The sequence below is a fragment of the Vulcanococcus limneticus LL genome (assembly GCF_943369875.1).
Taxonomy (GTDB): domain Bacteria; phylum Cyanobacteriota; class Cyanobacteriia; order PCC-6307; family Cyanobiaceae; genus Vulcanococcus; species Vulcanococcus limneticus_A.
The window spans coordinates 115,988-136,823 of sequence record NZ_CALROT020000002.1; the positions used below are offsets into that span (position 1 = coordinate 115,988).

Annotated in this window: 21 protein-coding genes and 1 tRNA gene; 12 read left to right on the forward strand and 10 right to left on the reverse strand. The window is 72.9% G+C overall.

The annotated features are described in order from the left end of the window. The first annotated feature begins 110 nt into the window (after positions 1–110). The 3 genes from cobM to ACLV7J_RS03230 all read left to right on the forward strand — a co-directional run bounded on the left by cobM (position 111) and on the right by ACLV7J_RS03230 (position 2,054). Positions 111–857, forward strand: a complete 747-nt coding sequence (cobM, locus tag ACLV7J_RS03220; protein WP_411867891.1) for a precorrin-4 C(11)-methyltransferase — start codon at positions 111–113, stop codon at positions 855–857. Positions 858–923: 66 nt separating this feature from the next. Further along, positions 924–995 (forward strand) — tRNA-Val (locus tag ACLV7J_RS03225). 138 nt (positions 996–1,133) lie between these two features. After that, the gene (locus tag ACLV7J_RS03230; protein WP_411867690.1) at positions 1,134–2,054 is read left to right on the forward strand and encodes a RodZ domain-containing protein; all 921 of its coding nucleotides are present in this window, start codon (positions 1,134–1,136) and stop codon (positions 2,052–2,054) included. On the opposite strand, the gene ACLV7J_RS03235 is transcribed toward ACLV7J_RS03230, so the two are convergent. Continuing rightward, positions 2,014–3,645, reverse strand: coding sequence for a Ppx/GppA phosphatase family protein (locus ACLV7J_RS03235; protein ID WP_411867691.1), 1,632 nt, complete (start codon positions 3,643–3,645; stop codon positions 2,014–2,016). The two genes, ACLV7J_RS03230 and ACLV7J_RS03235, sit on opposite strands and share 41 nt — an antisense overlap. 216 nt (positions 3,646–3,861) lie before the next feature. Between ACLV7J_RS03235 and ACLV7J_RS03240 the strand changes: the two genes are divergently transcribed. Both ACLV7J_RS03240 and ACLV7J_RS03245 read left to right on the forward strand, forming a co-directional pair. Further along, on the forward strand, positions 3,862–4,776 hold the full coding sequence (locus ACLV7J_RS03240) for a 4-hydroxybenzoate polyprenyltransferase (RefSeq protein ID WP_411867692.1): 915 nt from the start codon (positions 3,862–3,864) through the stop codon (positions 4,774–4,776). Next, complete coding sequence (locus ACLV7J_RS03245; RefSeq protein ID WP_411867693.1) at positions 4,773–5,771, forward strand: S66 peptidase family protein; 999 nt, start codon at positions 4,773–4,775, stop codon at positions 5,769–5,771. Before ACLV7J_RS03240 ends, ACLV7J_RS03245 begins: the two co-directional genes overlap by 4 nt. Here ACLV7J_RS03245 and ispD read toward each other — a convergent pair. Next, the gene (gene ispD / locus ACLV7J_RS03250; RefSeq protein WP_411867694.1) at positions 5,734–6,414 is read right to left on the reverse strand and encodes a 2-C-methyl-D-erythritol 4-phosphate cytidylyltransferase; all 681 of its coding nucleotides are present in this window, start codon (positions 6,412–6,414) and stop codon (positions 5,734–5,736) included. The genes ACLV7J_RS03245 and ispD overlap by 38 nt on opposite strands. 91 nt (positions 6,415–6,505) lie before the next feature. Between ispD and ACLV7J_RS03255 the strand changes: the two genes are divergently transcribed. The 3 genes from ACLV7J_RS03255 to fabG all read left to right on the forward strand — a co-directional run bounded on the left by ACLV7J_RS03255 (position 6,506) and on the right by fabG (position 9,345). After that, positions 6,506–7,333, forward strand: coding sequence for a glycosyltransferase family 9 protein (locus tag ACLV7J_RS03255; protein ID WP_411867695.1), 828 nt, complete (start codon positions 6,506–6,508; stop codon positions 7,331–7,333). Further along, entirely contained in the window at positions 7,330–8,508 is a 1,179-nt protein-coding gene (locus tag ACLV7J_RS03260; RefSeq protein WP_411867696.1) for a potassium channel family protein, read from the forward strand. Before ACLV7J_RS03255 ends, ACLV7J_RS03260 begins: the two co-directional genes overlap by 4 nt. A gap of 84 nt (positions 8,509–8,592) precedes the next feature. Beyond that, positions 8,593–9,345, forward strand: a complete 753-nt coding sequence (fabG, locus tag ACLV7J_RS03265; protein WP_411867697.1) for a 3-oxoacyl-[acyl-carrier-protein] reductase — start codon at positions 8,593–8,595, stop codon at positions 9,343–9,345. Between the two features lie 28 nt (positions 9,346–9,373). Here the strand turns inward: fabG and ACLV7J_RS03270 are convergent, their stop codons facing one another. After that, entirely contained in the window at positions 9,374–9,622 is a 249-nt protein-coding gene (locus ACLV7J_RS03270; protein ID WP_411867910.1) for a hypothetical protein, read from the reverse strand. Between the two features lie 215 nt (positions 9,623–9,837). Here ACLV7J_RS03270 and groL point away from each other — a divergent pair, with 215 nt between their 5' ends. Next, positions 9,838–11,475: a chaperonin GroEL gene (gene groL, locus ACLV7J_RS03275; protein WP_411867698.1), complete on the forward strand. Its 1,638-nt coding sequence runs from the start codon at positions 9,838–9,840 to the stop codon at positions 11,473–11,475. A 22-nt stretch (positions 11,476–11,497) separates the two neighbouring features. Here groL and ACLV7J_RS03280 read toward each other — a convergent pair whose 3' ends face one another. The 7 genes from ACLV7J_RS03280 to ACLV7J_RS03310 form a co-directional block, all read right to left on the reverse strand. Continuing rightward, positions 11,498–11,812: a hypothetical protein gene (locus ACLV7J_RS03280; RefSeq protein WP_411867699.1), complete on the reverse strand. Its 315-nt coding sequence runs from the start codon at positions 11,810–11,812 to the stop codon at positions 11,498–11,500. A gap of 80 nt (positions 11,813–11,892) precedes the next feature. Next, complete coding sequence (locus ACLV7J_RS03285; protein WP_411867700.1) at positions 11,893–12,606, reverse strand: N-acetylmannosamine-6-phosphate 2-epimerase; 714 nt, start codon at positions 12,604–12,606, stop codon at positions 11,893–11,895. Beyond that, positions 12,596–13,189 carry a hypothetical protein gene (locus ACLV7J_RS03290; RefSeq protein WP_411867701.1) on the reverse strand — a complete coding sequence of 198 codons (594 nt, stop codon included), beginning with the start codon at positions 13,187–13,189 and terminating at the stop codon, positions 12,596–12,598. The genes ACLV7J_RS03285 and ACLV7J_RS03290 overlap by 11 nt, the downstream gene beginning before the upstream one ends. Positions 13,190–13,218: 29 nt before the next feature. Further along, positions 13,219–14,085 carry an ABC transporter permease gene (locus ACLV7J_RS03295; protein ID WP_411867702.1) on the reverse strand — a complete coding sequence of 289 codons (867 nt, stop codon included), beginning with the start codon at positions 14,083–14,085 and terminating at the stop codon, positions 13,219–13,221. Between the two features lie 72 nt (positions 14,086–14,157). Then, a complete protein-coding gene (locus ACLV7J_RS03300) occupies positions 14,158–15,177 on the reverse strand; it encodes an ATP-binding cassette domain-containing protein (protein ID WP_411867703.1) in 1,020 nt (339 codons plus the stop codon). A 50-nt stretch (positions 15,178–15,227) separates the two neighbouring features. After that, positions 15,228–16,262, reverse strand: coding sequence for a heme o synthase (locus tag ACLV7J_RS03305; protein WP_411867704.1), 1,035 nt, complete (start codon positions 16,260–16,262; stop codon positions 15,228–15,230). 2 nt (positions 16,263–16,264) lie between these two features. Further along, positions 16,265–17,236 (reverse strand): COX15/CtaA family protein, encoded by a 972-nt coding sequence (locus tag ACLV7J_RS03310; protein WP_411867705.1) that lies wholly within the window; start codon positions 17,234–17,236, stop codon positions 16,265–16,267. A 211-nt stretch (positions 17,237–17,447) separates the two neighbouring features. On the opposite strand from ACLV7J_RS03310, the gene ACLV7J_RS03315 reads away from it, so the two are divergent. From ACLV7J_RS03315 to ACLV7J_RS03325, 3 genes are all read left to right on the forward strand, one after another. After that, positions 17,448–18,353, forward strand: a complete 906-nt coding sequence (locus tag ACLV7J_RS03315) for a cytochrome c oxidase subunit II (RefSeq protein ID WP_411867706.1) — start codon at positions 17,448–17,450, stop codon at positions 18,351–18,353. Continuing rightward, a complete protein-coding gene (gene ctaD, locus ACLV7J_RS03320; RefSeq protein WP_411867707.1) occupies positions 18,350–20,026 on the forward strand; it encodes a cytochrome c oxidase subunit I in 1,677 nt (558 codons plus the stop codon). Before ACLV7J_RS03315 ends, ctaD begins: the two co-directional genes overlap by 4 nt. A gap of 210 nt (positions 20,027–20,236) precedes the next feature. Beyond that, a complete protein-coding gene (locus tag ACLV7J_RS03325) occupies positions 20,237–20,746 on the forward strand; it encodes a heme-copper oxidase subunit III (protein ID WP_411867892.1) in 510 nt (169 codons plus the stop codon). Positions 20,747–20,836: the final 90 nt, after the last annotated feature.

The following is a 20,836-nucleotide window of genomic DNA, read 5'->3' on the forward strand; positions in this document are numbered from 1 at the left end:
GCCCGAGCAACACCCACCCCGCCGGCAACGGCGCCGCGGGCGGTCCAGCTGACAGCCCCAACCGCCCGGACGGTGCGGGCCAGGAGGCCGCGAGCCGCGGCAAGGTCTGGATCGTCGGGGCCGGCCCCGGCGCCCCCGACCTCATGACCCAGCGGGCCCTGCGGGCGGTCGAGACGGCGGAGGTGCTGGTGTGGACCGATTCCCTGGTGAATCCCCAGATCGCCGCCCTGGCGCCGCCGGACTGCGAGCGGCTGCGCACCAGCACCCTCACCCTTGAGGAGCTGATGGCCGTGATCATCGCGAGGGCCCAGGCCGGCAAGCGGGTGGTGCGGCTGCACGATGGCGACACAGCCCTCTACAGCGCCCTCAACGAACAGCTCTGCCGACTGGCCGATGCGGACATCGCCGTGGAGGTGGTGCCGGGCCTGAGTGCCTACCAGGCCACCGCCGCTGCCCTCAGCAGCGAGCTGACCATTCCGGGTCTGGTTCAGACGATCGTGCTCAGCCGGGCCGGTGGCCGCACCGGCGTGCCGGAGCGCGAATCGATCGCCCACCTGGCCGCCCTGGGGGCCTCCCTGTGCCTCTATCTCAGTGCCCGGCATGTGGAGGAGGTCCAGGCCGAGCTGCTGCGCCACTACCCCGCCGACACGCCCGTGGCCATCGGCTATCGGGTGAGCTGGCCCGACCAGTGGCTGAGCGTGGTGCCCCTCAGCGCCATGGCGGCGGTGAGCCAGGAGCGCCAGCTGATCCGCACCACCCTCTACATCGTCAGTCCGGCGCTGGCGGCGCCCGGGGAGGCGCGCTCGAAGCTCTACTCGGCCAGCCACCACCACCTGTTCCGGGGCGGCGCGGCCTAACCGGCCGGCCCGGCCCCAGGGACTCCGCCAGGGCCGGAACCCCGATGTTCTAAAGTCTGGGGGTGCGGGCGATTAGCACAGCGGTAGCGCACTTCCTTCACACGGAAGGGGTCACTGGTTCGAATCCAGTATCGCCCATTCAAAGCCCCTGCGCTGCAGGGGCTTTCTTGCTTTTCAGGGGTGCCGGCGCACCGGCGCAGCCCCGGGTGCTGCACAGGTGGGGATTTCACGTGACAATGCGGCCATTGTCGATGCGGCCGCGGCCGGGGAGTGCCCATGCGTGCAGGCGATCCAGCCCCGCCGAACACCGCTGCCGCCCCACCGGGTGCAGACGCGGAGCCGGGCAGCGAACGCCAGCAGGCCGGCGACCCGCTGGTTCAGCTCGGCACCAGCCTGCTGGAGGCCCGCCAGGCCCGGGGCCTGGATCGCGCCACCCTGGCCGGCCAGCTGCACATGGGCGTGGAGCAGCTGGAGGCCCTGGAGACCGCTGACCGCAGTCGCCTGCCGGAACCGGTGTTCGTGATCGCCCAGGCCCGCCGGGTCGCCTCCAGCCTGGGCCTCGATGTGGCCCCCCTGGTGGAGCCGCTGCGGGCGCTGGAGGCACCGCAGCGGGCCGCTCCCCTGCCCCGCTCTGGCGGGGGCGAGGCCCGCAGCCGCCAGGCCCCCGAGGGGCGCCGCTGGGCTCAGGCCCTGCCGCCAGGCCAGCGGCGAGCAGGGCAGGGGCGGGGGGGAGCCGGGCCCCGGCCCCAGGCCCTGGCTCTGCTGACGGCCACCGCCCTGGTGGCGGCCCTGGCCGCCGCCGGCTGGTGGACCCTCCGGCGGGCCGGTGACAGCCCGGCCAACCCCCAGGCCCAGACCGCCAGCACCGGGGAACCAACCCGCCCGGCCCCGACGGCCGCAGGACTCCCGGAGGGCGCGACAGCCACCGCCAGCAGCGCCACGGAGCTGGTGCTGCGCAGCGCCGAACCCAGCTGGCTGGCGGTGCGCTCGGCCGATGGCACCACGCTGTTTGAGGGCACCGTCCGGGGTGAGCGGAGCTTCCCCCTGGGCCGGGGGCTGGAGGTGCGAGCCGGCCGGCCCGACCTGGTGACCGCCCGCGTGGGGGCCGGCCCGGCCCGGGTCCTGGGGCCCATTGAACAGATCCGCTGGTGGAGCTTCAGGCCCGCCGGGACGGCAGCGCCGGCTCCGCGACCCTGAGCTCCACCCCCACGGCCTCGCGCACCACGGGGGCACAGGCCTGCAGGCTCCAGCGCTCCAGGCTGAGGTCGGCGTCGGCCGTCATCGGCTCCAGGCGGATCAGCAGACCGTGGTCGCCCTCCGGCCGCACCTGGATGCCGGCCACGGTGGCCTGGGGGCGGCGATCGAGGGCGACGGCCAGGCGCAGCAGCAGCGCCAGCTCCGCCACGGTGCGCCGCTGCTCGCGGGCCTCGATCAGCTGCCAGGCCTCGTGGCGCTTCTTGGGCAGGCTGCGGCGGTGGTAGCGGGCAATGGCGGCCACCATCAGGTGCTCGCTCTCGGCGTAGCCGAGCAGGTCGCCGTGGCGGATCAGATACCAGCTGTGCTTGTGGTAGGCGCTGAGGTTGATGTGCTGGCCGCAGCTGTGCAGCATCGCCGCGGCCCAGAGCAGCTGGCGGCCGCTGCCGTCGTCGTGGTGGAGGATCCCGCGGGTCTGGCTGTAGAGGCTGAGGGCGTAGCCGGCCACCCGTTCGGCCCGGGTCTGGTCCACGCCGTAGCGCTGCACCTGGTGCAGCACCGTGCGCTGGCGGATGCTGCTCTGGAAGGCGAAGCGGTCGACGATCAGCCCCTTGCGCAGCATCCAGTCGACGATCAGGCCCTCGCGCAGGGCCCGTTCGCTGATCACCAGCTCCCGGGCCCCGAGCATGGCCATGGCGGTCTGCAGCACTAGAGCGCCGGGCACGATGATCTCGGCCCGCCGCTCGTTGAGGGCCGGATGGGCCCTGCGCTGGTCGGGCGTCATCTCCAGCAGGCGCGCCACCAGGCCATCAAGCCGCTCGCGGCTGAGCCGGTAACCCTGCATCCGCAGCGGCGGCCGCGGATCCTCGGCGGCCGCCATGGCGGCGACGGCCATGGCCGTGCCGCTAGTGCCCACCATCACCGGCACCTCCCCCGGCTCCAGCCGCTCCTTCACCTTGAGCACGGCGGGCTCCAGGGAGCCCTGGATGAAGGCCCGCAGGAACTGGCGGCGCTTGGGCGACAGCGGGTCCTCGCTGACGAAATCCCGCTGCAGCCGCACCGCCCCCACGCGGGTGCTGGTCAGGGCGCGGGCGTCACGCCCATCCGCCAGGATCAGCTCGGTGGACCCGCCGCCGATGTCGAGGATCAGGTGGGGCTGCTCGCCGAAGGCCATACCGGACAGCACGCCGAGGTAGATCAGCCGCGCCTCCTCCGGGCCGCTGATCAGGTCCACCTCCAGGCCCAGCTGCTCCTGCACCGACTGCAGGAACTCGCGGCCGTTGGGCGCCTCGCGCACGGCGCTGGTGGCGGCGGTGAGGATGTCGCCGAGGTCCACGCCGTGGCTGGCGGCCAGCTCGCGGCAGTGACGCAGGGTGATGAAGGCCCGCTCGATCGCCTCGGGGCTGAGGTCGCCCGTTTCGGGATCGCGCTCCCCCAGGCGGGTGGCCGATTTCTCGGTGAGCACCACCGAGAAGCTGCGCAGCTCCGGATCCACCGCCGCCACCAGCAGGTGAATGGAGTTGGTGCCGATGTCGATGGCGGCCACGGGGCGCTGGCCGTTGGCCGGCGCGGCGCTGCTGGGGGTGACGGTCACGCGGCCAACCACGCGGCGGTGGCGCCCACTTTGCCACTGCTGGGTGGGGCCTCCGCCGCGAGGCGTAGGCCCTGGCGGGCCTGGGGGCCGGGGCACAGGCCCCAAGGCCCCCAGGGCGGGGCGCCGCCCGATGGAGCCCGCGGCGCGAGGGCCTGGGGCTCCGCCCGCAGCCGACCGCCCTAGGGTGCCGGCCACGACGCCTCCATCCGCCCGCCCGTGGCCTCCGCCCCAGCACCCGCCACCGCCGGCCCGGGCGGCCTGCTCCGGGCCTGGCTGGGTCTGCTGCGCTGGGACAAGCCCAGTGGCCGCCTGATCCTGCTGATCCCGGCCGGCTGGAGCCTGTGGCTGCAGCCCGGCGCCCCGCCGCCGGCCCCCCTGGTGGGCTGGATCGTGCTGGGGGGGCTGGCGGTCAGCGGCGCCGGCTGCGTGGCCAACGACCTCTGGGACCGGCGCATCGACCCCCAGGTGGAGCGCACCCGCCAGCGCCCCCTGGCCAGCGGCCGCATCGGCGTGGCCGGGGCCCTGGTGCTGCTGCTGCTCTGCCTGCTGGCGGCCCTGGCGGTGGTGCTCTGGGGCCTGCCGCCCGCCAGCCGGGGCCTGTGCCTGGCCCTGGCCCTGGCCACCCTGCCGCCGGTGCTGCTCTACCCCTCCGCCAAGCGCTGGTTCGCCTACCCCCAGGCGGTGCTGGCCCTGTGCTGGGGCTTCGCGGTGCTGATCCCCTGGGCCGCCGCCAGCGGTTCGCTGGCGGGGGGCTGGCCCCTGGCCTGCACCTGGCTGGCCTGCCTGCTGTGGACCTTCGGCTTCGACACGGTGTACGCCATGAGCGACCGGGAGGACGACCGGCAGCTGGGGGTGCGCAGCAGTGCCCTCAGCCTGGGCGAGCGCGCCCCCGCCGCCGTGGCCCTCTGCTACGGCGCCACGGCCCTGCTGCTGGCCCTGGCCGCGGCCCTGCAGGGGCTGGGCCCAGCGTTCTGGCCCCTGGGGCTGCTGGCCGCCGGCGGCATGCTGCGGGAGGCCTGGCGCCTGCGCCGGCCGGACCTGCCCCGCTCGGCCTACGGCCTGCACTTCCGCCACCAGGTGTGGCTGGGGGGCCTGCTGCTGCTGGCCCTCGTGGTCGGCCGGCTTCCATGACGGACCCCGGCAGCCGGCCCTCGGCGGTGCCCAGCAACCCCCAGGACTGGCCGGCGCCGCTGCGCCCCGGCGATCGCGTGCGGCTGGCGGCCGCCAGCTCCGCCCTCGACGACACCGAGCGGCTGGAGGCCGGCAGCGCCGTGCTGGCGAGCTGGGGCCTGGTGGTGGAGCCCCACCCCAGCCCGCTACGGCGCTGGGGCTACCTGGCCGGAGGCGATCCGGAGCGCCGCGCCGACCTCGAAGCAGCGGCGGCCGCCCCGCTCACCGCCTGCGTGCGCGGCGGCTGGGGCGCGGCGCGGCTGCTGGAGCAGCCCCTGCAGCAGCCGGCCGGCTGGCTGCTGGGCTTCTCGGATGTGACCTCCCTGCTCTGGTCCCGCTGGGCCCGCGGGCTGACCGGCGGGATCCACGGCCCCCTGCTCACCACCCTGGCGGCGGAGCCGGCCTGGAGCCAGGAGCGGCTGCGGCGCCTGCTGTTCGGCGAGCCCCTCGAGCCGCTGACCGGCGAGGTCTGGAGCCGGGGTCCCGGCGCCGGCGTGGTGGAGGGCCCCCTGCTGGTGGGCAATCTCACGGTGGCCACCCACCTGCTGGGCACCGCCCACCTGCCGGAGCTGCGCGGGGCGGTGCTGGTGCTGGAGGACGTGGGCGAGGCCCCCTACCGGATCGAGCGGATGCTCACCCACTGGCGCCTGGCGGGCGCCCTGCAGCAGCTGGCGGCGATCGGCTTCGGCAGCTTCAGCGGCTGCGACGAGGACGAGGACGAGGAGGACGAGGCTGGCGGCGCCGGGGCCAAGGCCGCGGAACGCCGCGGGCAGCGCTTCAGCTGCGAGCAGGTGCTGCGGGAGCGCAGCGCCGACCTCGGCATCCCCGTGCTGGCGGGCCTGCCCATGGGCCACCGGCCGGGCAATGCCGCCCTGCCGGTGGGGGCCCGGGCCCGGCTGGATGCCCACCGCGGCCTGCTCAGCCTCGTGCCGCCAGCACCGCCTCGGCGACCGTGAGGTCGAAGGGGGTGGTGATCTTGATGTTGGCGGGGGTCGCCTCGATCACCCGCACCGGCCAGCCCAGCCGCTCGAACAGCGAGGCGTCGTCGGTGACGCTCCAGCCCTCGGCCTCGGCGCGGGCGTGGGCGCGGCGCAGCTGCTCCACCGGGAAGCCCTGGGGGGTCTGGGCGCCCCAGAGCAGGGAGCGGTCGGGGGTCTCCTGAATCAGACCGGCACCGTCCACCCGCTTGATCGTGTCGGTCACCGGGGCGGCGGCGATCACGGCCTCCCCCGCCGCCGCGGCCTCGGCGCAGCGGGCGATCAGGGCCGGATCCACCAGGCAGCGCGCACCGTCGTGGATCAGCACCGCCGTCGCGTCCGCCGGCAGGGCCGCCAGGCCGTTGCTCACCGAGGCCTGGCGGGTGTCGCCCCCCTCGATCCACACCACCGGCCGATCCGGCTGGGCGGCCGCCACCAGGGCCTGGATCTCCAGCGCATCCACGGGCTGGCCAACGATGCCGATCCACTGGATCAGCGGGCAGGCCAGGGCCGCGTCCAGGGTCCAGGCCAGCACCGGCCGGCCCGCCACCGTGAGCAGCAGCTTGTTGCGCTCGGCCCCCATGCGGCGGCCGCTGCCGGCGGCGGCGATCAGCAAATGCACAAGTAGTCGGTCTCCAAGGGGTGATGACGTTGGTGCGTCATACAAGGTGATCCATACAATCAGCCGGCGATCCGCCTGCCCGCCCGCCGCCATGCGCGTTCTGTTCCTGCTCCCGGGCGGCATCGACTCCCAGCTTCAGGCGATCCCGGCGGCGGCCACCGTGGCCGCACGGCTGGGGGCCCAGGTGCAGGTGGCCTGCGCCCCCGAGGCCGCACCGGCCTGGAAGCTGCTGCCGGCGGTGGAGAAGGTGATCCCCTTCGGGTTCGATGGCGGCCCCACCCTGGCGGACTGGGCCAACCTGCTGGGCAACGTGCGCGAGCCCGACTTCCAGGCCTGCATCAGCCTGGCCCGCGGTCGCCAGGTGGATCTGATGCTCTCGATGAGCCACATCCCCACCCGGGTGGCAACCGGCGGCTTCTCCGCCACCGCCACCGTGACGCCGGAGCCGGGCTGGCCCCAGCAGGCCTTCGCCCCCTACCTGCGGGCCATGGGGCTGGAACTGGATGCCACCGCCTTCCGGCTCAGCCTGCCCAAGGCCGCCCTGGAGCAGGCCGCCGCGGCCCTGCCGGCCGGCCAGGGTCCGGCCCTGCTGCTGGCGCCGGGCGGTGGCAGCAACGATTGGCCCGCCGCCCAATGGGAGCAGCTCGGCGGCCAGGTGCGCGCCAAACTCGCGGACGTGCGGCTGCTGCGGGCCGGCGCGGGCCCGCTGGTGGAGCGCGCCGCCCAGGTGGCCAGCAGCGATGTGGTGCTGAGCAGCGATCCGGTCACCACGGAGCTGGCCCTGCTCAGCGGCACCCCCCTGGTGGCCCTGGGCCGCGATCCGGCCAGCCTGCCCGGCCGTGAGGGGGTGCAGGGTCTGGGCGGCGGCCTGAGCGAGCTGGCGGTGGCGGATGTGCTGCGGGCCCTCGGGCTCGGATGAGCGCGCCGCGCTCCAACCTCCAGCGACCCAGTCCGAGGCCCCTGGGGCGACGCTTCCGCCGGGGCAAAGGCCAGGCGCGGCGGCGGCCCCTGGGGAGGGGCTGGGCCCTGCTGCGGGGCCGCCCCTGGGCCGTCCCCCTGCTGGCGCTGACGTCGCTGGTGAACCTGGGCGCGGGCGCCTACCGGATCACCGAGGGCTGGGACTGGGGCGACTGCTACTGGATGGTGCTGATCACCCTCAGCACCCTGGGGTTCAGCGACGAGCGCACGGCGCCGCTCACCACTTCGGGCCGCCTGGTCACGGCGCTGATGATCGTGGGCGGCCTGGTGGTGGTGCAGCTGACCATCCAGAGCCTGCTGGAATTGGCCAACTCCGGCTACTTCCGTCGCCTGCGGGAACGCCGCTACCGCCAGCAGCTGCAGCACATGCACAACCACGTGATCCTCTGCGGCTATGGCCGCATCGGCCGCGAGATCGCCGAGCAGCTTTGCGCCGAGGACGTGCCCCTGCTGATCGTGGAGATGGCCCCCGAGCGGGTGGCCGAGGCCCAGCAGCGGGGCCTCACGGTGCTGCAGGCCGATGCCACCCTCGACGAGACCCTGCAGGAGTCGGGGATCCACCACTGCCGGGCCCTGGTGGCGGCCCTGCCCAGCAACGCCGCCAACCTCTACGTGACCCTGAGCGCCCGGGGCCTGGCGCCCCGCTGCCGCCTGATTGCCCGGGCCGACAGCGCCGAGGCCGAGGGCAAGCTGCGGCTGGCCGGGGCCGACCAGGTGGTGAGCCCCTACGTGGCGGGCGGCCGCACCATGGCCGCCACGGCGCTGCGGCCCCTGGCGGTGAACTTCATGGAGCTGCTGACCGGCTCCGACTGCGAGGTGGAGGAGTTCCAGCTCAGCCGCGACCCGGCCCGGCTGGGGGCCCTAAACGGCCGCAGCCTGGCGGAGCTGCAGCTCGGTCGCCGCAGCGGCGCCCTGGTGCTGGCGATCCGCACCCCCCCGTCGCTGCTGAGCAACCCCTACAAGGCCCATGAGCCGGCCCTGATCGCCAACCCCGGCGGCGACGTGCGCCTCGGCCCGGGCCAGCTGCTGATCGTGCTGGGCAGCTCCGAGCAGCTGGAGCGCTTCGGGGAGCTGCTGGGCGAGGCCCTGGCCGGCGTGGAGAGCATGCAGGCCTGAGCGCTGGCGGGGCCGGACGGCGGCCAGCGGGGCGACCGCCAGTCGCGGCCTACGCTCGCGGGCGCACGCTCCGCCCCCAGCCCCATGGCCCACGCCGCCCCCCTCGCCGGTCAGGTCGCCCTGGTGACCGGCGCCAGCCGGGGCATCGGGGCCGCCATCGCCCGGGAACTGGCCGCCGCCGGCGCCACGGTGGTGGTGAACTACGCCAGCTCCCCCGGCGCCGCCGAGGCGGTGGTGGCTGAGATCCAGGCGGCCGGCGGCCAGGCCTGGGCCCACCAGGCCAACGTGGCCGAGGAGGAGCAGGTGGAGGCGATGGTGAAGGCGGTGCTGGAGAAGGAGGGCCGCCTCGACGTGCTGGTGAACAACGCCGGCATCACCCGCGACGGCCTGCTGATGCGCATGAAGACGGCCGACTGGCAGAGCGTGCTCGACCTCAACCTCACCGGCGTGTTCCTCTGCACCCGCGCCGTGAGCCGCACCATGCTGAAGGCCCGCAGCGGCCGCATCATCAACATCACCTCGGTGGTGGGCCTGATGGGCAACCCGGGCCAGGCCAACTACAGCGCCGCCAAGGCCGGCCTGATCGGCCTCACCCGCAGCAGCGCCGCCGAGTTCGCCAGCCGCGGCGTCACCGTGAATGCCGTGGCCCCCGGCTTCATCGAGAGCGACATGACCGCCGAGCTCGACAAGGAGCCGATCCTCAAGGCGATCCCCCTGGGCCGCATGGGCCAGCCGGCGGAAGTGGCGAGCGCCGTGCGCTTCCTCGCCGCCGATCCCGCCGCCGCCTACATGACAGGCCAGGTGCTGCAGGTGGATGGCGGCATGGTGATGCGCTGAGGGCTGCACGGAGCGGCGTAGGGCCGCTTCAGGTCTCCAGGGGCTGGGTGAGCTCCTCCCGCAGCCGGCGGATGCGCTGCAGCAGCTTCAGGCGCCGGCTGCGGGCCGTGATCGTGAGGAACAGCCGCAGCGGCACATAGATCAGGGCCATCCCCGCCCCGAAGCTGGCGATCACCAGGAAGGCGATGGCATTGCTGCCGCCCACGGGGTTGGCGAGGGCCTCGCTGAGGGGTCCGCCCAGGGCATCGGCCAGGTTGTCGGTGAGGATGTCCTCCATGGCCGGCACCCTATCGGGCCCGGCCCCGGGGAGCAGCGCTGCCCGCGCCACGGCTGTCCACGCCACTGCTATCCACGCAACGGCTGTTCACGCCAAGGCGGTCGGCGCCGCCCTTGCCCGGCCGCCGCCACCCCCGCCGATTCGGCTTTCCCCACCAGTCAGGGGCCCGGTCGCCGTGGGACGCTGCCCCCAGTAGCCCCCAGCCCGCCGAGACGATGGCCAAGCTGATCAAGTTCTCCGATGCCTCCCGCGCCGCCCTCGAGCGGGGCGTCAATGGCCTGGCCGATGCGGTGCGGGTCACGATCGGGCCCAAGGGCCGCAACGTGGTGCTGGAGAAGAAGTTCGGCGCCCCCGATGTGGTCAACGACGGCGTGACCATCGCCCGCGAGATCGAGCTCGAGGATCCTTTCGAGAACATCGGCGCCAAGCTGCTGCTGCAGGTCGCCACCAAGACCAAGGACAAGGCGGGCGATGGCACCACCACCGCCACGGTGCTGGCCCAGGCCCTGGCCCGCGAGGGCCTGCGCAACGTGGCCGCCGGCGCCAACCCGGTGGGCCTGCGCCGCGGCATGGAGAAGGCCGCCGCCCGGGTGGTGGCCGGCATCGAGGCCCGCGCCAGCGCCGTGGCCGGTGACGCCATCCGCCAGGTGGCCACGGTGAGCTCCGGCGGCGACGAGGAGGTGGGCCGCATGATCGCCGAGGCCATGGCCAAGGTGACCGCCGACGGCGTGATCACGGTGGAGGAGAGCCGCAGCCTGGCCACCGAGCTGGAGATCACCGAGGGCATGGCCTTCGACCGGGGCTACAGCTCCCCCTACTTCGTGACCGACGGCGACCGCCAGGTCTGCGAGTTCGACAACGCCCTGCTGCTGGTCACCGACCGCAAGATCAGCGCCATCAACGACCTGGTGCCGGTGCTGGAGGCCGTCTCCCGCAGCGGTTCGCCCCTGGTGATCCTGGCCGAGGAGGTGGAGGGCGAGGCCCTGGCCACCCTGGTGGTGAACAAGAACCGCGGCGTGCTGCAGGTGGCCGCCGTGCGGGCCCCCGCCTTCGGCGAGCGCCGCAAGGCCGCCCTGCAGGACATCGCCATCCTCACCGGCGCCACCCTGGTGGCCGAGGACCGGGCCATGACCCTCGACAAGGTGACCCTGGCTGACCTGGGCCGGGTGCGTCGCATCACCATCACCAAGGACAGCACCACCCTCGTGGCCAGCGGTGAGCACCAGGCCGCCGTGGCCGACCGGGTGGCCGCCATCCGCCGCGAACTGGAGGACACCGACTCCGAGTACGACCGCGAGAAGCTGCAGGAGCGCATCGCCAAGCTGGCCGGCGGCGTGGCCGTGATCAAGGTGGGCGCCCCCACCGAAACCGAGCTGCGCAACCGCAAGCTGCGCATCGAGGATGCCCTCAACGCCACCCGCGCCGCCGTGGAGGAGGGCATCGTGGCCGGCGGCGGCAGCACCCTGCTGCAGCTGGCCTCCGAGCTGGATGGGCTCGCCGCGGGCCTGGTGGGCGATGAGCGCACGGGGGTGGAGATCGTGCGGAGGGCCCTGGCGGCACCGGCCCAGCAGATCGCCCTCAACGCCGGCCACGACGGCGACGTGGTGGCCGAGGAGATCCTGCGCAGCGGCAAGGGCTTCAATGCCGCCACCGGCGTCTACGAAGACCTGCTGGCCGCCGGCATCCTCGATGCCGCCAAGGTGGTGCGCCTGGCCCTGCAGGACGCCGTGTCGGTGGCCTCGCTGCTGCTGACCACGGAGGCCGTGATCGCCGACAAGCCGGAACCGGCCGCCGCGGCGCCGGCCGGCGGGATGGGGGGGATGGGCGGCATGGGCATGCCCGGCATGATGTGAGCCCCAGCCGGGGGGCCCGTCCCTAGAGGGCCTTCACCAGGCGGGCGTGGATGCGGCAGACGCTCAGCGCCTGCCGCGGCGGATCGGTGCACAGCCGACCCAGCTCCCGGTTCAGGGCCTGCACCTCTCCCAGCGGCAGACCCGCGACGGGCAGGCCCGGCAGGGTGGCCACGGGCATCGCGACCAGCAGCGAGCCGAGCACCAGCGGCAGGGCGGCATGCAGCTGGCCGCCGCTCTGGGGCGCCTCAGCAGCGGCTCCACCGGGTCGAACGGCAGACAGGGCCAGCCAGGGCCTACGCAGGGAGCCCATCTGCACCTCCTCTCGGGAACCGGACACAGGGACAGTCTGACCACTGTCCGGCCAAGTCTGGACGCAGGTTCAGAAAAGTTTCCCCTGGGGCCCTACCGGCGGGCGGTTCAGGCCCGCGGTGCCAGGGCCCGGGCGTAGGCGGCCACCTGCAGGTCCACCCCCGTGATGGCGGTGCCGACCACCACCGCATCGGCGCCCCCCTCGCAGGCCCGGCGGGCCTGGTCGGCGCTGGCGATGCCGCCCTCACAGATCAGGGCCACAGCCTCGGGCAACTGGGCCCGCAGCGGAGCCAGCAGCTCCCAGGCCGGCGGCCGGAGGGCGGCGGTGGCTTCCGTGTAGCCGTAGAGCGTGGTGCCCACCCAGCGGCAGCCCAGGGCGGCGGCCCGTAGGCCGTTGGCCACGGAATCCACATCCGCCATCAGCGGGGCCCCCAGTTCAGTCGTGGCCCGGGCGATCAGCGCGGCCAGATCCTGGCCGGCGGGCCTGGGGCGCTCGGTGGCGTCCAGGGCGATCACGTCGGCGCCGGCGGCCCACACCGCCTGGATCTCCGACCAGCCCGGCGTGATGTACACGGGGCTGTCGGCAAACGTGCGCTTCCACAGGCCCACGATCAGGGCCTCGGGGCAGCGCCGCCGCACGGCGCCGATGTGCTCCGGACTCTCCAGGCGCACGCCGATGGCGCCATTGCGCAGGCTGGCTTCGGCCATGGCCGCGATCACCTCCGGCTGACGCAGGGGCGAACCCTCCGGCGCCTGCACCGACACGATCAGCCCACCGGCGAGGGCAGCGGGCGCGAGCCGCGCATCGAGCTCAGGCGGCACGGTCGAGGTCCTCGGGGGTGATAGCGGCGGCGCCGGGATCCTCGGCACTCACGACCCCAGGCGCGGACAGCCAGGCCCGCAGGCTGGCGAGACCGGGATGGGCCGGTGCCGGGGCGGGCCGGCGGCGGGCGGAGGCCTGGGGGAAGGGCAGAACCCGGGCTCCGGTCGTTAGTTCGCCAGTCGGTGGTGTGCCGCTCGAACGTGCGCCGTTCGGTGTTGCGTCGCTCTGGAATGGGCCGCTCGGAGATGGGGCGCTCAGGGTGAGAACTGCCGGCGCGGCGGGCTCCCGAGCGGGACTGACCTCTCCGGGGGCCTGGCGGGGTTCAGCCTGGGCCACCGGCTCGTGCAGCACCTGCCGCCACCACGCCAGCAGCTCGGAGGTGGACGCCTCACCAGGCGCAGAGGTCAGCTCGGCCGGCACCAGATCCAGCATCAGCGGCTCCAGGGAGATCACGCCGTGGCGGTGGACCCACTGGGTCGAGAGGCGCAGCACGGCGCTCCGATCCCGTTGCGTCAGGGCCAGGGCCAGCTGCTGCCGCAGGGCCTCTCGGCGGGCCAGGGGCGAGGGAGTGGGGGGACGCACGGGGCGGGCTCCGTCAGGGGGGTGGGCGCTCAGCTGAGCTTGCGATCCAGCAGCGGGCGGATCAGCAGGAACAGGCCCGCCGCCAGCACCGCCAGCACCGCCAGACAGGTGGCGGCACTGAGGGAGCCGTAGGGCGCCTCCAGCACCACCGCCGAGAGCGAGAACTGGCCGGCGTAGGCGGCACGGATCGGTTCAATCGCGAAGGTAAGGGGATTGAGGGCGGCGAGCCAGCCCAGCCAGGCCGGCATGAAGGAAATCGGCGCCAGGGCGGTGCTGGCGAACAGCAGCGGCAGGTTGGCCACGAAGATCACCGCAATCAGCTCGATGTGACCCGGCAGGGCGAAGGCCAGCCCCAGGCTCAGGGCCGTGACGGCGAACACCAGCAGCAGCAGCGTCACCAGCACCAGCACCAGGCCGACGCCACCGGGCCAGCCATAGCCGAGGGCCGCGGCGGTGCCCATGATCGCCAGGCTCTGCACCAGGCTCAGGGAGGTGATGTAGAGCACCGAGGCCAGCACGATCGAGCTGCGGGCCCGCAGCGGCGCCACCAGCAGCCGGTTGAGGAAGCCGAACTCCCGATCGAACATCAGCGGCAGCCCGGCGTTGAGGGCCGCGCTGAAGGCGGTGAACACGATCACCCCGGCCCCCAGGAAGCGGCCATAGCTCATCCCATCCGGCAGCAGACCCGCGGGGGCGTTGGCGAAGAGCGCCCCGAACAGCACCAGCCAGATCAGCGGCTGCAGCACCCCGGCCACCAGGGTGGAGGGGCGGCGGGCCAGCTGCAGGAACAGGCGCTTGGTGAGGGCCAGGGTCTCCTGGCTGAGCTCCGCCAGGGCCGAACGGGGCGCCTCGGCGGGGGCGACCGGGCTGAGCAGGGTGGGGGTGGCGCTGGTCATGGCAGGGGGAGGGAGCAGGGGAACGATCGGGGGGATCCAGGCGCCGGCTCTTGCCGGCCCACGGGCGACAACTCAGCGCATCGCCTGCTTGCGCTCCGCCTTGGGATCGCGGCTGCCAGCCACGGCCAGCTCGGCGTCCATCAGGGTGCGGCCGGTGGCCTGCAGATACACGTCATCGAGGCTGGGACGGCTCTGGGCCAGGGCGAACACCGGCAGCTGGGCCTCGGCCAGCTGCCCGCGCAACTGCTCGATCACGCCGTCGTGCTCCACCACGAGGTTGAGGGAGTAGCCCTGGGCGCGGTTCACCACCACCTGGCGCACGCCCTCACAGCCCTGCACCAGGGCCTGCACCCGCAGGGCCTCGGGCTCATCGCTGAACTCCCGCACCCGCAGGGTGACCCGATCCCCGCCCAGGGCGGCCTTGAGCTCGCTGGGGCGACCCTCGGCGATCACGCGGCCGCCATCGAGGATCGCCAGCCGGTCCGCCAGGGCATCCACCTCCTCCAGGTAGTGGCTGCTGAGCAGCACCGTGGTGCCGGAATCGCGCAGCTGGCGCAGCACCTGCCAGATCGCCGCGCGGCTCTCGATGTCCAGGCCAACGGTGGGCTCATCGAGCACCAGCACCGCCGGCCGGTGCAGCAGTCCGGCCGCCAGGTCGAGGCGGCGGCGCATGCCGCCGGAGTAGGTGCCGCAGCGGCGGTCGATCCAGTCCTCCATGCCCAGCAGGCCGCTGAGTTCGGCAATGCGGCGGTCGCGCTCGCCGTTGGGCAGGTGGTAGAGGGAGCCCTGCAGCTGCAGCAGTTCGCGGCCGCTGAGGATCTTGTCGAGGGCCACCTCCTGGGCCACGTAGCCGAGGCGCTCGCGCACACCGCGGGGATCGGCCAGGGCATCGAGGCCCGCCACCCGCACGCTGCCGGCATCGGGGGCCAGCAGGGTGGCCAGGATCCGCAGGCTGGTGGTCTTGCCGGCGCCGTTGGGCCCCAGCAGGCCGTAGAGGCTGCCCTTGGGCACCGAGAGGTTCAGCTCCTGGAGGGCCGTCACGGCCCGATCGCCACGGCCGTAGCGCTTGGACACCTGTTGGAGCTCGATCACCGCTTCTGGCACCGCCGGGGAACTCCGCTCAGCCGAAAGAAGAGATCAATTTAGAAAGTCCCCCCCAACCCGGGGGCCATCAGCGCCAGGAGCTGGCCTCCCTGCTGGCCCAGCTGGTCGCCGAGGGGCAGCCGCGCCAGCAGCAGCAGCAGGCAGACGCCGAAGAGATAGAGGATCGACCAGCGGAACAGGCCCTTGGCCCGCTGCAGGTCGTCGGGGGCCTGCAGCAGCCGGCCGCTCATCTGCAGCAGCCGGCCGTTGAAGGGCAGCAGCAGCAGGGCGTAGAGCAAGCCGCCGGAGGGCAGCACCAGCGCCCCGAGGCTGCTCACCACCACGGTGGCGATGGCGTAGGCGGCGATGCCCCGGGCCGTGGCCACCGTCCCCTTCACCACCGGCAGCATCGGAATCCCCACCGAGCGGTAGTCGTCCTTGAGCAGCAGGGCCAGGGCCCAGAAGTGGGCGGGGGTCCAGACCATCACCAGGGCGAACAGCCACCAGCTGCCCAGGCCCAGGTGGCCCGTGGCGGCGGCCGCCCCCACCAGCGGCGGGATCGCCCCAGCCACTCCCCCCACCACGATGTTCTGGGGCGTGCGCGGCTTGAGCACCACGGTGTAGAGCAGCACGTAGCTGCACAGCCCCAGCAGCGACAGGCCCGCCGCCAGGCAGTTGACGCCGCCCACCAGCAGCGCCGAGGCCGCGCAGGCCAGGGCCACCGCCACGGCGAAGGCGGTGGAGGCCGAGAGCCGGCCGGAGGGGAGCGCGCGGCCGCTGGTGCGGAGCATGCGGCCGTCCAGCTCCTGCTCCCAGAGGCAATTGAGCACCCCGGCAGCGGCGGCGGCCAGGGCGCCACCGCCCAGGGTGCAGGCCAGCCGGGGCGCCGGCAGGGGCCAGCCCTCGGAGAGGGCCATGCCGCCCAGGGTGGTGGCGAGCAGCAGCGGGATCAGCCGCGGCTTGGCGATCTCCAGCCAGGGGGGCAGCGCCACCCGGGCGCGGGAGGGCACCACGTCGGCGCGGCTGAGGCCGGAGGCGGGCGTGGGGGCGGCGGGCGAGGCCGCCGGGAACGGGACCGTGGGAACCGTGACCATGGCTAGGCGAGCTCCAGCGGGGTGAAGGCGGATAGGGAGGGGCGCCGCAGCCCCCGGGCGCTGAGGGCGGCCAGCACCGCCACCAGCAGGGCGGCCGTGAGCTGATGGGCCACCGTGACGGCCGGCACGGCCAGGGTGAGGCGCAGGCTGGCGATGCCGAGGCCCACCTGCAGGGCCACCAGGCCGCCGGCGACCAGGGCCAGGGGCAACTGGCGACGGGGCCAGCCGGGCAGCAGGGCCAGCAGCGGCAGGGCCAGCACCAGCAGGGCGGCGGGATTGGCGCCGAGGCGATGGGCGAGCAGCCAGCCGCAGGCCTCGCCGCTGCCGAAGCAGCGGCCCGCGGCCCACTGGGTGGCCATCAGACCGCCGAGCAGGCACTGGGCCAGCACGGCGACCAGGGCACTCCCCGACACCCAGCTCCACCAGGCCGGAGCCTCCTCCCCGGAGGGGTGGAGCGCAGCGGAAGCCTCGATGGCCTCAGGGGTTGAGGCCGCGCCGAGATTCCCGGAGGCCACCAGGCCCTGATGGATGCCGCTGGCCAGGGCCACCAGGGTGAGGGCCGTGATCAGGTGGGCGCTCACGATGCCGCTGGGCAGCAGCTGGGTCACCGTCAGGGCACCGAGGGCGCCCTGGCCCGCCACCAGCACCAGGGTGGCGCCCCCCAGCCAGGGCAGCCAGGCCGGCAGGTGGCGGCGCTGCAGCAGGGAGGCGCCGAACAGCACCAGCACCGCCACGCCCACGAGAAAGGCATCGAGCCGGTGGAACCACTCCAAGAACACCTGCACGTTCATCTGCCGCCGTGGCAGCAGCGAGCCGTAGCAGAGGGGCCAGTCGGGACAGGCCAGGCCCGCCTCCATGACGCGGGTGGCACCGCCGATGCCCACCAGGGCCACCAGGGCAACCACCAGGTGGGCGCTCAGCAGGGCCAGCTGCCGTTGCAGGCGGGATTGGGGGAACTGGGTTGGTGGTGCCATCCCTCCCTCAGATGCCGTGGGGCGCAAGCTAGCCATGCCGTCCGGGACGGCCGAGGGGGCGTCAGCGAATCCCAGCAGCCCCTTGCGGGGCGGTGTCGCCACGGCGGAGCCGATCCACAGCCAACGTCGCGGATTTCCACACGCAAGCCCCGCGGTCGGCGCCAGCCCCGGCGAATCTCCATAGGCTTGGCCCCAGAGCCGCCCAGGGACGATGACGATTCCCGCCCCCGTCCTCAGCCTGATTCTCGGCATGGTGCTGGTGCTCAGCGGCCTGTGGATCGGGCAGAACGTGAATCTGCTGCCGGTCGATGCCAGCAGCAACGCCCCCGTCTACGACGAGCTGTTCAGGGTGCTCTTCAGCATCGGCACGATCCTGTTTCTGGGCATCGTGGGGCTGCTGGTGTTCAGCCTGGTGCGCTTTCGGCGCAGGCCAGGCGAACTGGGGGACGGGATCGCCCTCGAAGGCAATCTGCCGCTGGAAATCGTCTGGACCGCGATCCCGGCGATCGTGGTGCTGTTCGTGGGGATCTACAGCTACGACATCTACGAGCGCATGGGCGGCATGGCCCCGCTCAACGACCATGCCGTGCACGCCATGCACCACGAGGCCCACGGCGGGGACGGGGCCATGGCCATGGCCGCGATGACGGACACAGCGATGGAGCCGGAGGAGCGGATCTGGGGCGGCATCACCCCAGCGAGCGCCGATGCGCTCACGGTCGATGTCACGGCGATGCAATTCGCCTTCATCTTCCGCTACCCCGATTCGGAGATCATCAGCGGTGAATTGCACGTTCCCGCCGGCCGCCCCGTGGCCCTGCGCATGCAGGCCAATGACGTGATCCACGCCTTCTGGGTACCCCAGTTCCGGCTCAAGCAGGACATCATTCCCGGCCAGCCCACCCTGCTGAGCTTCACGCCCACCCGCCCCGGCAGCTATCCGATCATCTGCGCCGAACTCTGCGGGCCGTACCACGGCGGCATGCGCACCACCGTGGTGGTGGAGGAACCGGAGAGCTTCCAGGCCTGGGTGAGCAAGAACAGCCCCAATCCACCGCCGACACCGGTCACGCCCGTCGCCACCGCCGCCATCGTCCCCGCCCCCCTCCAGTCATGACCCTCACCCTGCCCCCCCAGGCGGCTCCGGCGCCCACCCTGCAGCCCACGGGCTGGTTGCGCTATTTCAGCTTCAGCGTCGATCACAAGGTGATCGGCCTGCAGTATCTGGTGTGCGGCTTCCTCTTCTATCTGGTGGGCGGCGCCCTGGCTGGGGCGATCCGCACCGAGCTGCTCACCCCCATCTCCGACTTCCTGCCGCGGGAGACCTACAACGAGATGCTCACCCTGCACGGCACGGTGATGATCTTCCTGTGGATCGTGCCCGTGGTGAATGGGGCCTTCGGCAACTACCTGATCCCCTTCTATGTGGGGGCGCGGGACATGGCCTTCCCCCGGCTCAATGCCGTGGCCTTCTGGCTGATCCCGCCGGCGGGTCTGCTGCTGATCGGCAGCTACTTCATCGCCGGGGCAGGGGCCTCCCAGTCGGGCTGGACGGCCTACCCGCCCCTGAGCCTCACCACGCCGGCCACCGGCCAGGTGATCTGGATCCTGAGCGTGCTGCTGCTGGGGGGCAGCTCGATCTTCGGCGGCATCAACTTCATCGCTACGGTGCTGAAGATGCGCCGGCCTGGCCTCAAGATGATGCAGCTGCCGATGTACTGCTGGGCGATGCTCGGCACCAGCATCCTGGTGGTGCTCTCCACGCCGGTGCTGGCCGGCACCCTGGTGCTGCTCAGCTTCGACATCATTGCCCACACCGGCTTCTTCAACCCGGCCCTGGGGGGCAATGCCGTGGTGTACCAGCACCTGTTCTGGTTCTATTCCCACCCGGCCGTCTACATCATGGTGCTGCCGGCCTTCGGCCTGGTGAGCGAGATCCTGCCGGTGCACGCCCGCAAGCCCCTGTTCGGCTACACCACGATGGTGTATTCGATCCTGGCCATCGTTTTCCTGGGGCTGATCGTGTGGGCCCACCACATGTTCACCAGCGGCACACCACCCTGGATGCGGCTGTTCTTCACGATCGCCACCTCCTTCATCGCCGTTCCCACCGGCATCAAGTTCTTCAACTGGCTGGCCACCCTCTGGGGGGGCAAGCTCAACCTGAACAGCGCCATGCTGTTCTCCTGCGCCTTCATCGTGAACTTCGTGTTCGGCGGCATCACCGGCGTGGCCCTGGCCCAGGTGCCGTTCGACATCCACGTGCACGACACCTACTTCGTGGTAGGCCATTTCCACTACATCGTCTACGGCGGCACGGTGTTCGTGATCTTCAGCTCCGTCTACCACTGGTACCCCAAGTTCACCGGGCGCCTGCTGAATGAGCCCCTGGGCCAGGCCCACTTCTGGCTCACCTTCGTGGGCTTCAACCTCTGCTTCGCACCCCAGCACTGGCTCGGCCTTAACGGCATGCCCCGCCGCGTGGCCGAGTACGACCCGCAGTTCACCTGGATGAACCAGCTCAGCAGCGCCGGCGCCCTGCTGATGGCGATCAGCACGCTGCCCTTCCTGGTGAACGTGGTGGTGAGCGCCTTCCAGGGCAAGGTCGCCGGCGACAACCCCTGGAACGCCCTCACGCCCGAATGGCTCACCAGTTCGCCGCCGCCGGTGGAGAACTGGAAGGGCGAGGCCCCGCTGGTGACCCACCCCTACGGCTACGGCAGCGCCCCCGATGCGATCGACCTGAAGGCCACCTCAGGCCGGGACCTGTGGAGCAGCGGCCGCCGCTGACCGCCGCCCGCCCCCCGTGGCGATCGCCCTTTCCTCCCCCAGACCCGTTCCCGCCACCCCGCCGCCATGACCAGCCTCAGCCCCGGCAGTGCCACCAGCCCCCCGCCGCTGGGCCAGGGCGATCCGGCCGCCCACGACGCCCTGGCCGCAGGCCACGACCATGAGGGCGGCCACGGCGGCCATCCCGACCACCGCCTGTTCGGCCTGGGGATGTTCCTGGTGGCCGATGGCATGACCTTTGCGGGCTTCTTCGCGGCCTACCTCACCTTCCGGGCCGTGAACCCCCTGCCCACGGGCTCCAGCTATGAGCTGGAACTGCTGCTGCCCAGCATCAACACGGTGCTGCTGCTGGTGAGCAGTTTCACGTTCCACCGGGCGGGCAGCGCCCTCAAGGCGGGCGATGGCCCCCGCACGCGCCGCTGGCTGCTGATCAGCGCCGCCCTGGGCCTCACCTTCCTGGCCGGCCAGCTCAAGGAGTACTTCTCCCTGCCCTTCGGCCTCACCGACAACCTGTTCGCCAGCACCTTCTACGCGATCACCGGCTTCCACGGCCTGCACGTGAGCCTGGGGGCCCTGATGATCCTGATCGTGTGGTGGCAGTCGCGCCCCGGCGGCTCCGTGAGCCGCGACAACCCCTTTCCGCTGGAGGCCACCGAGCTCTACTGGCACTTCGTGGATGGCATCTGGGTGGTGCTCTACGGGCTGCTGTATCTGCTCTGAACGGTTGGTGCGAACCGGTTGGTCCGAACCGGTTGCTCCCGCTGGGGCCACCCTTTTCGGCGCGGTCTCCGCTCAGAACGGCCAGCACCG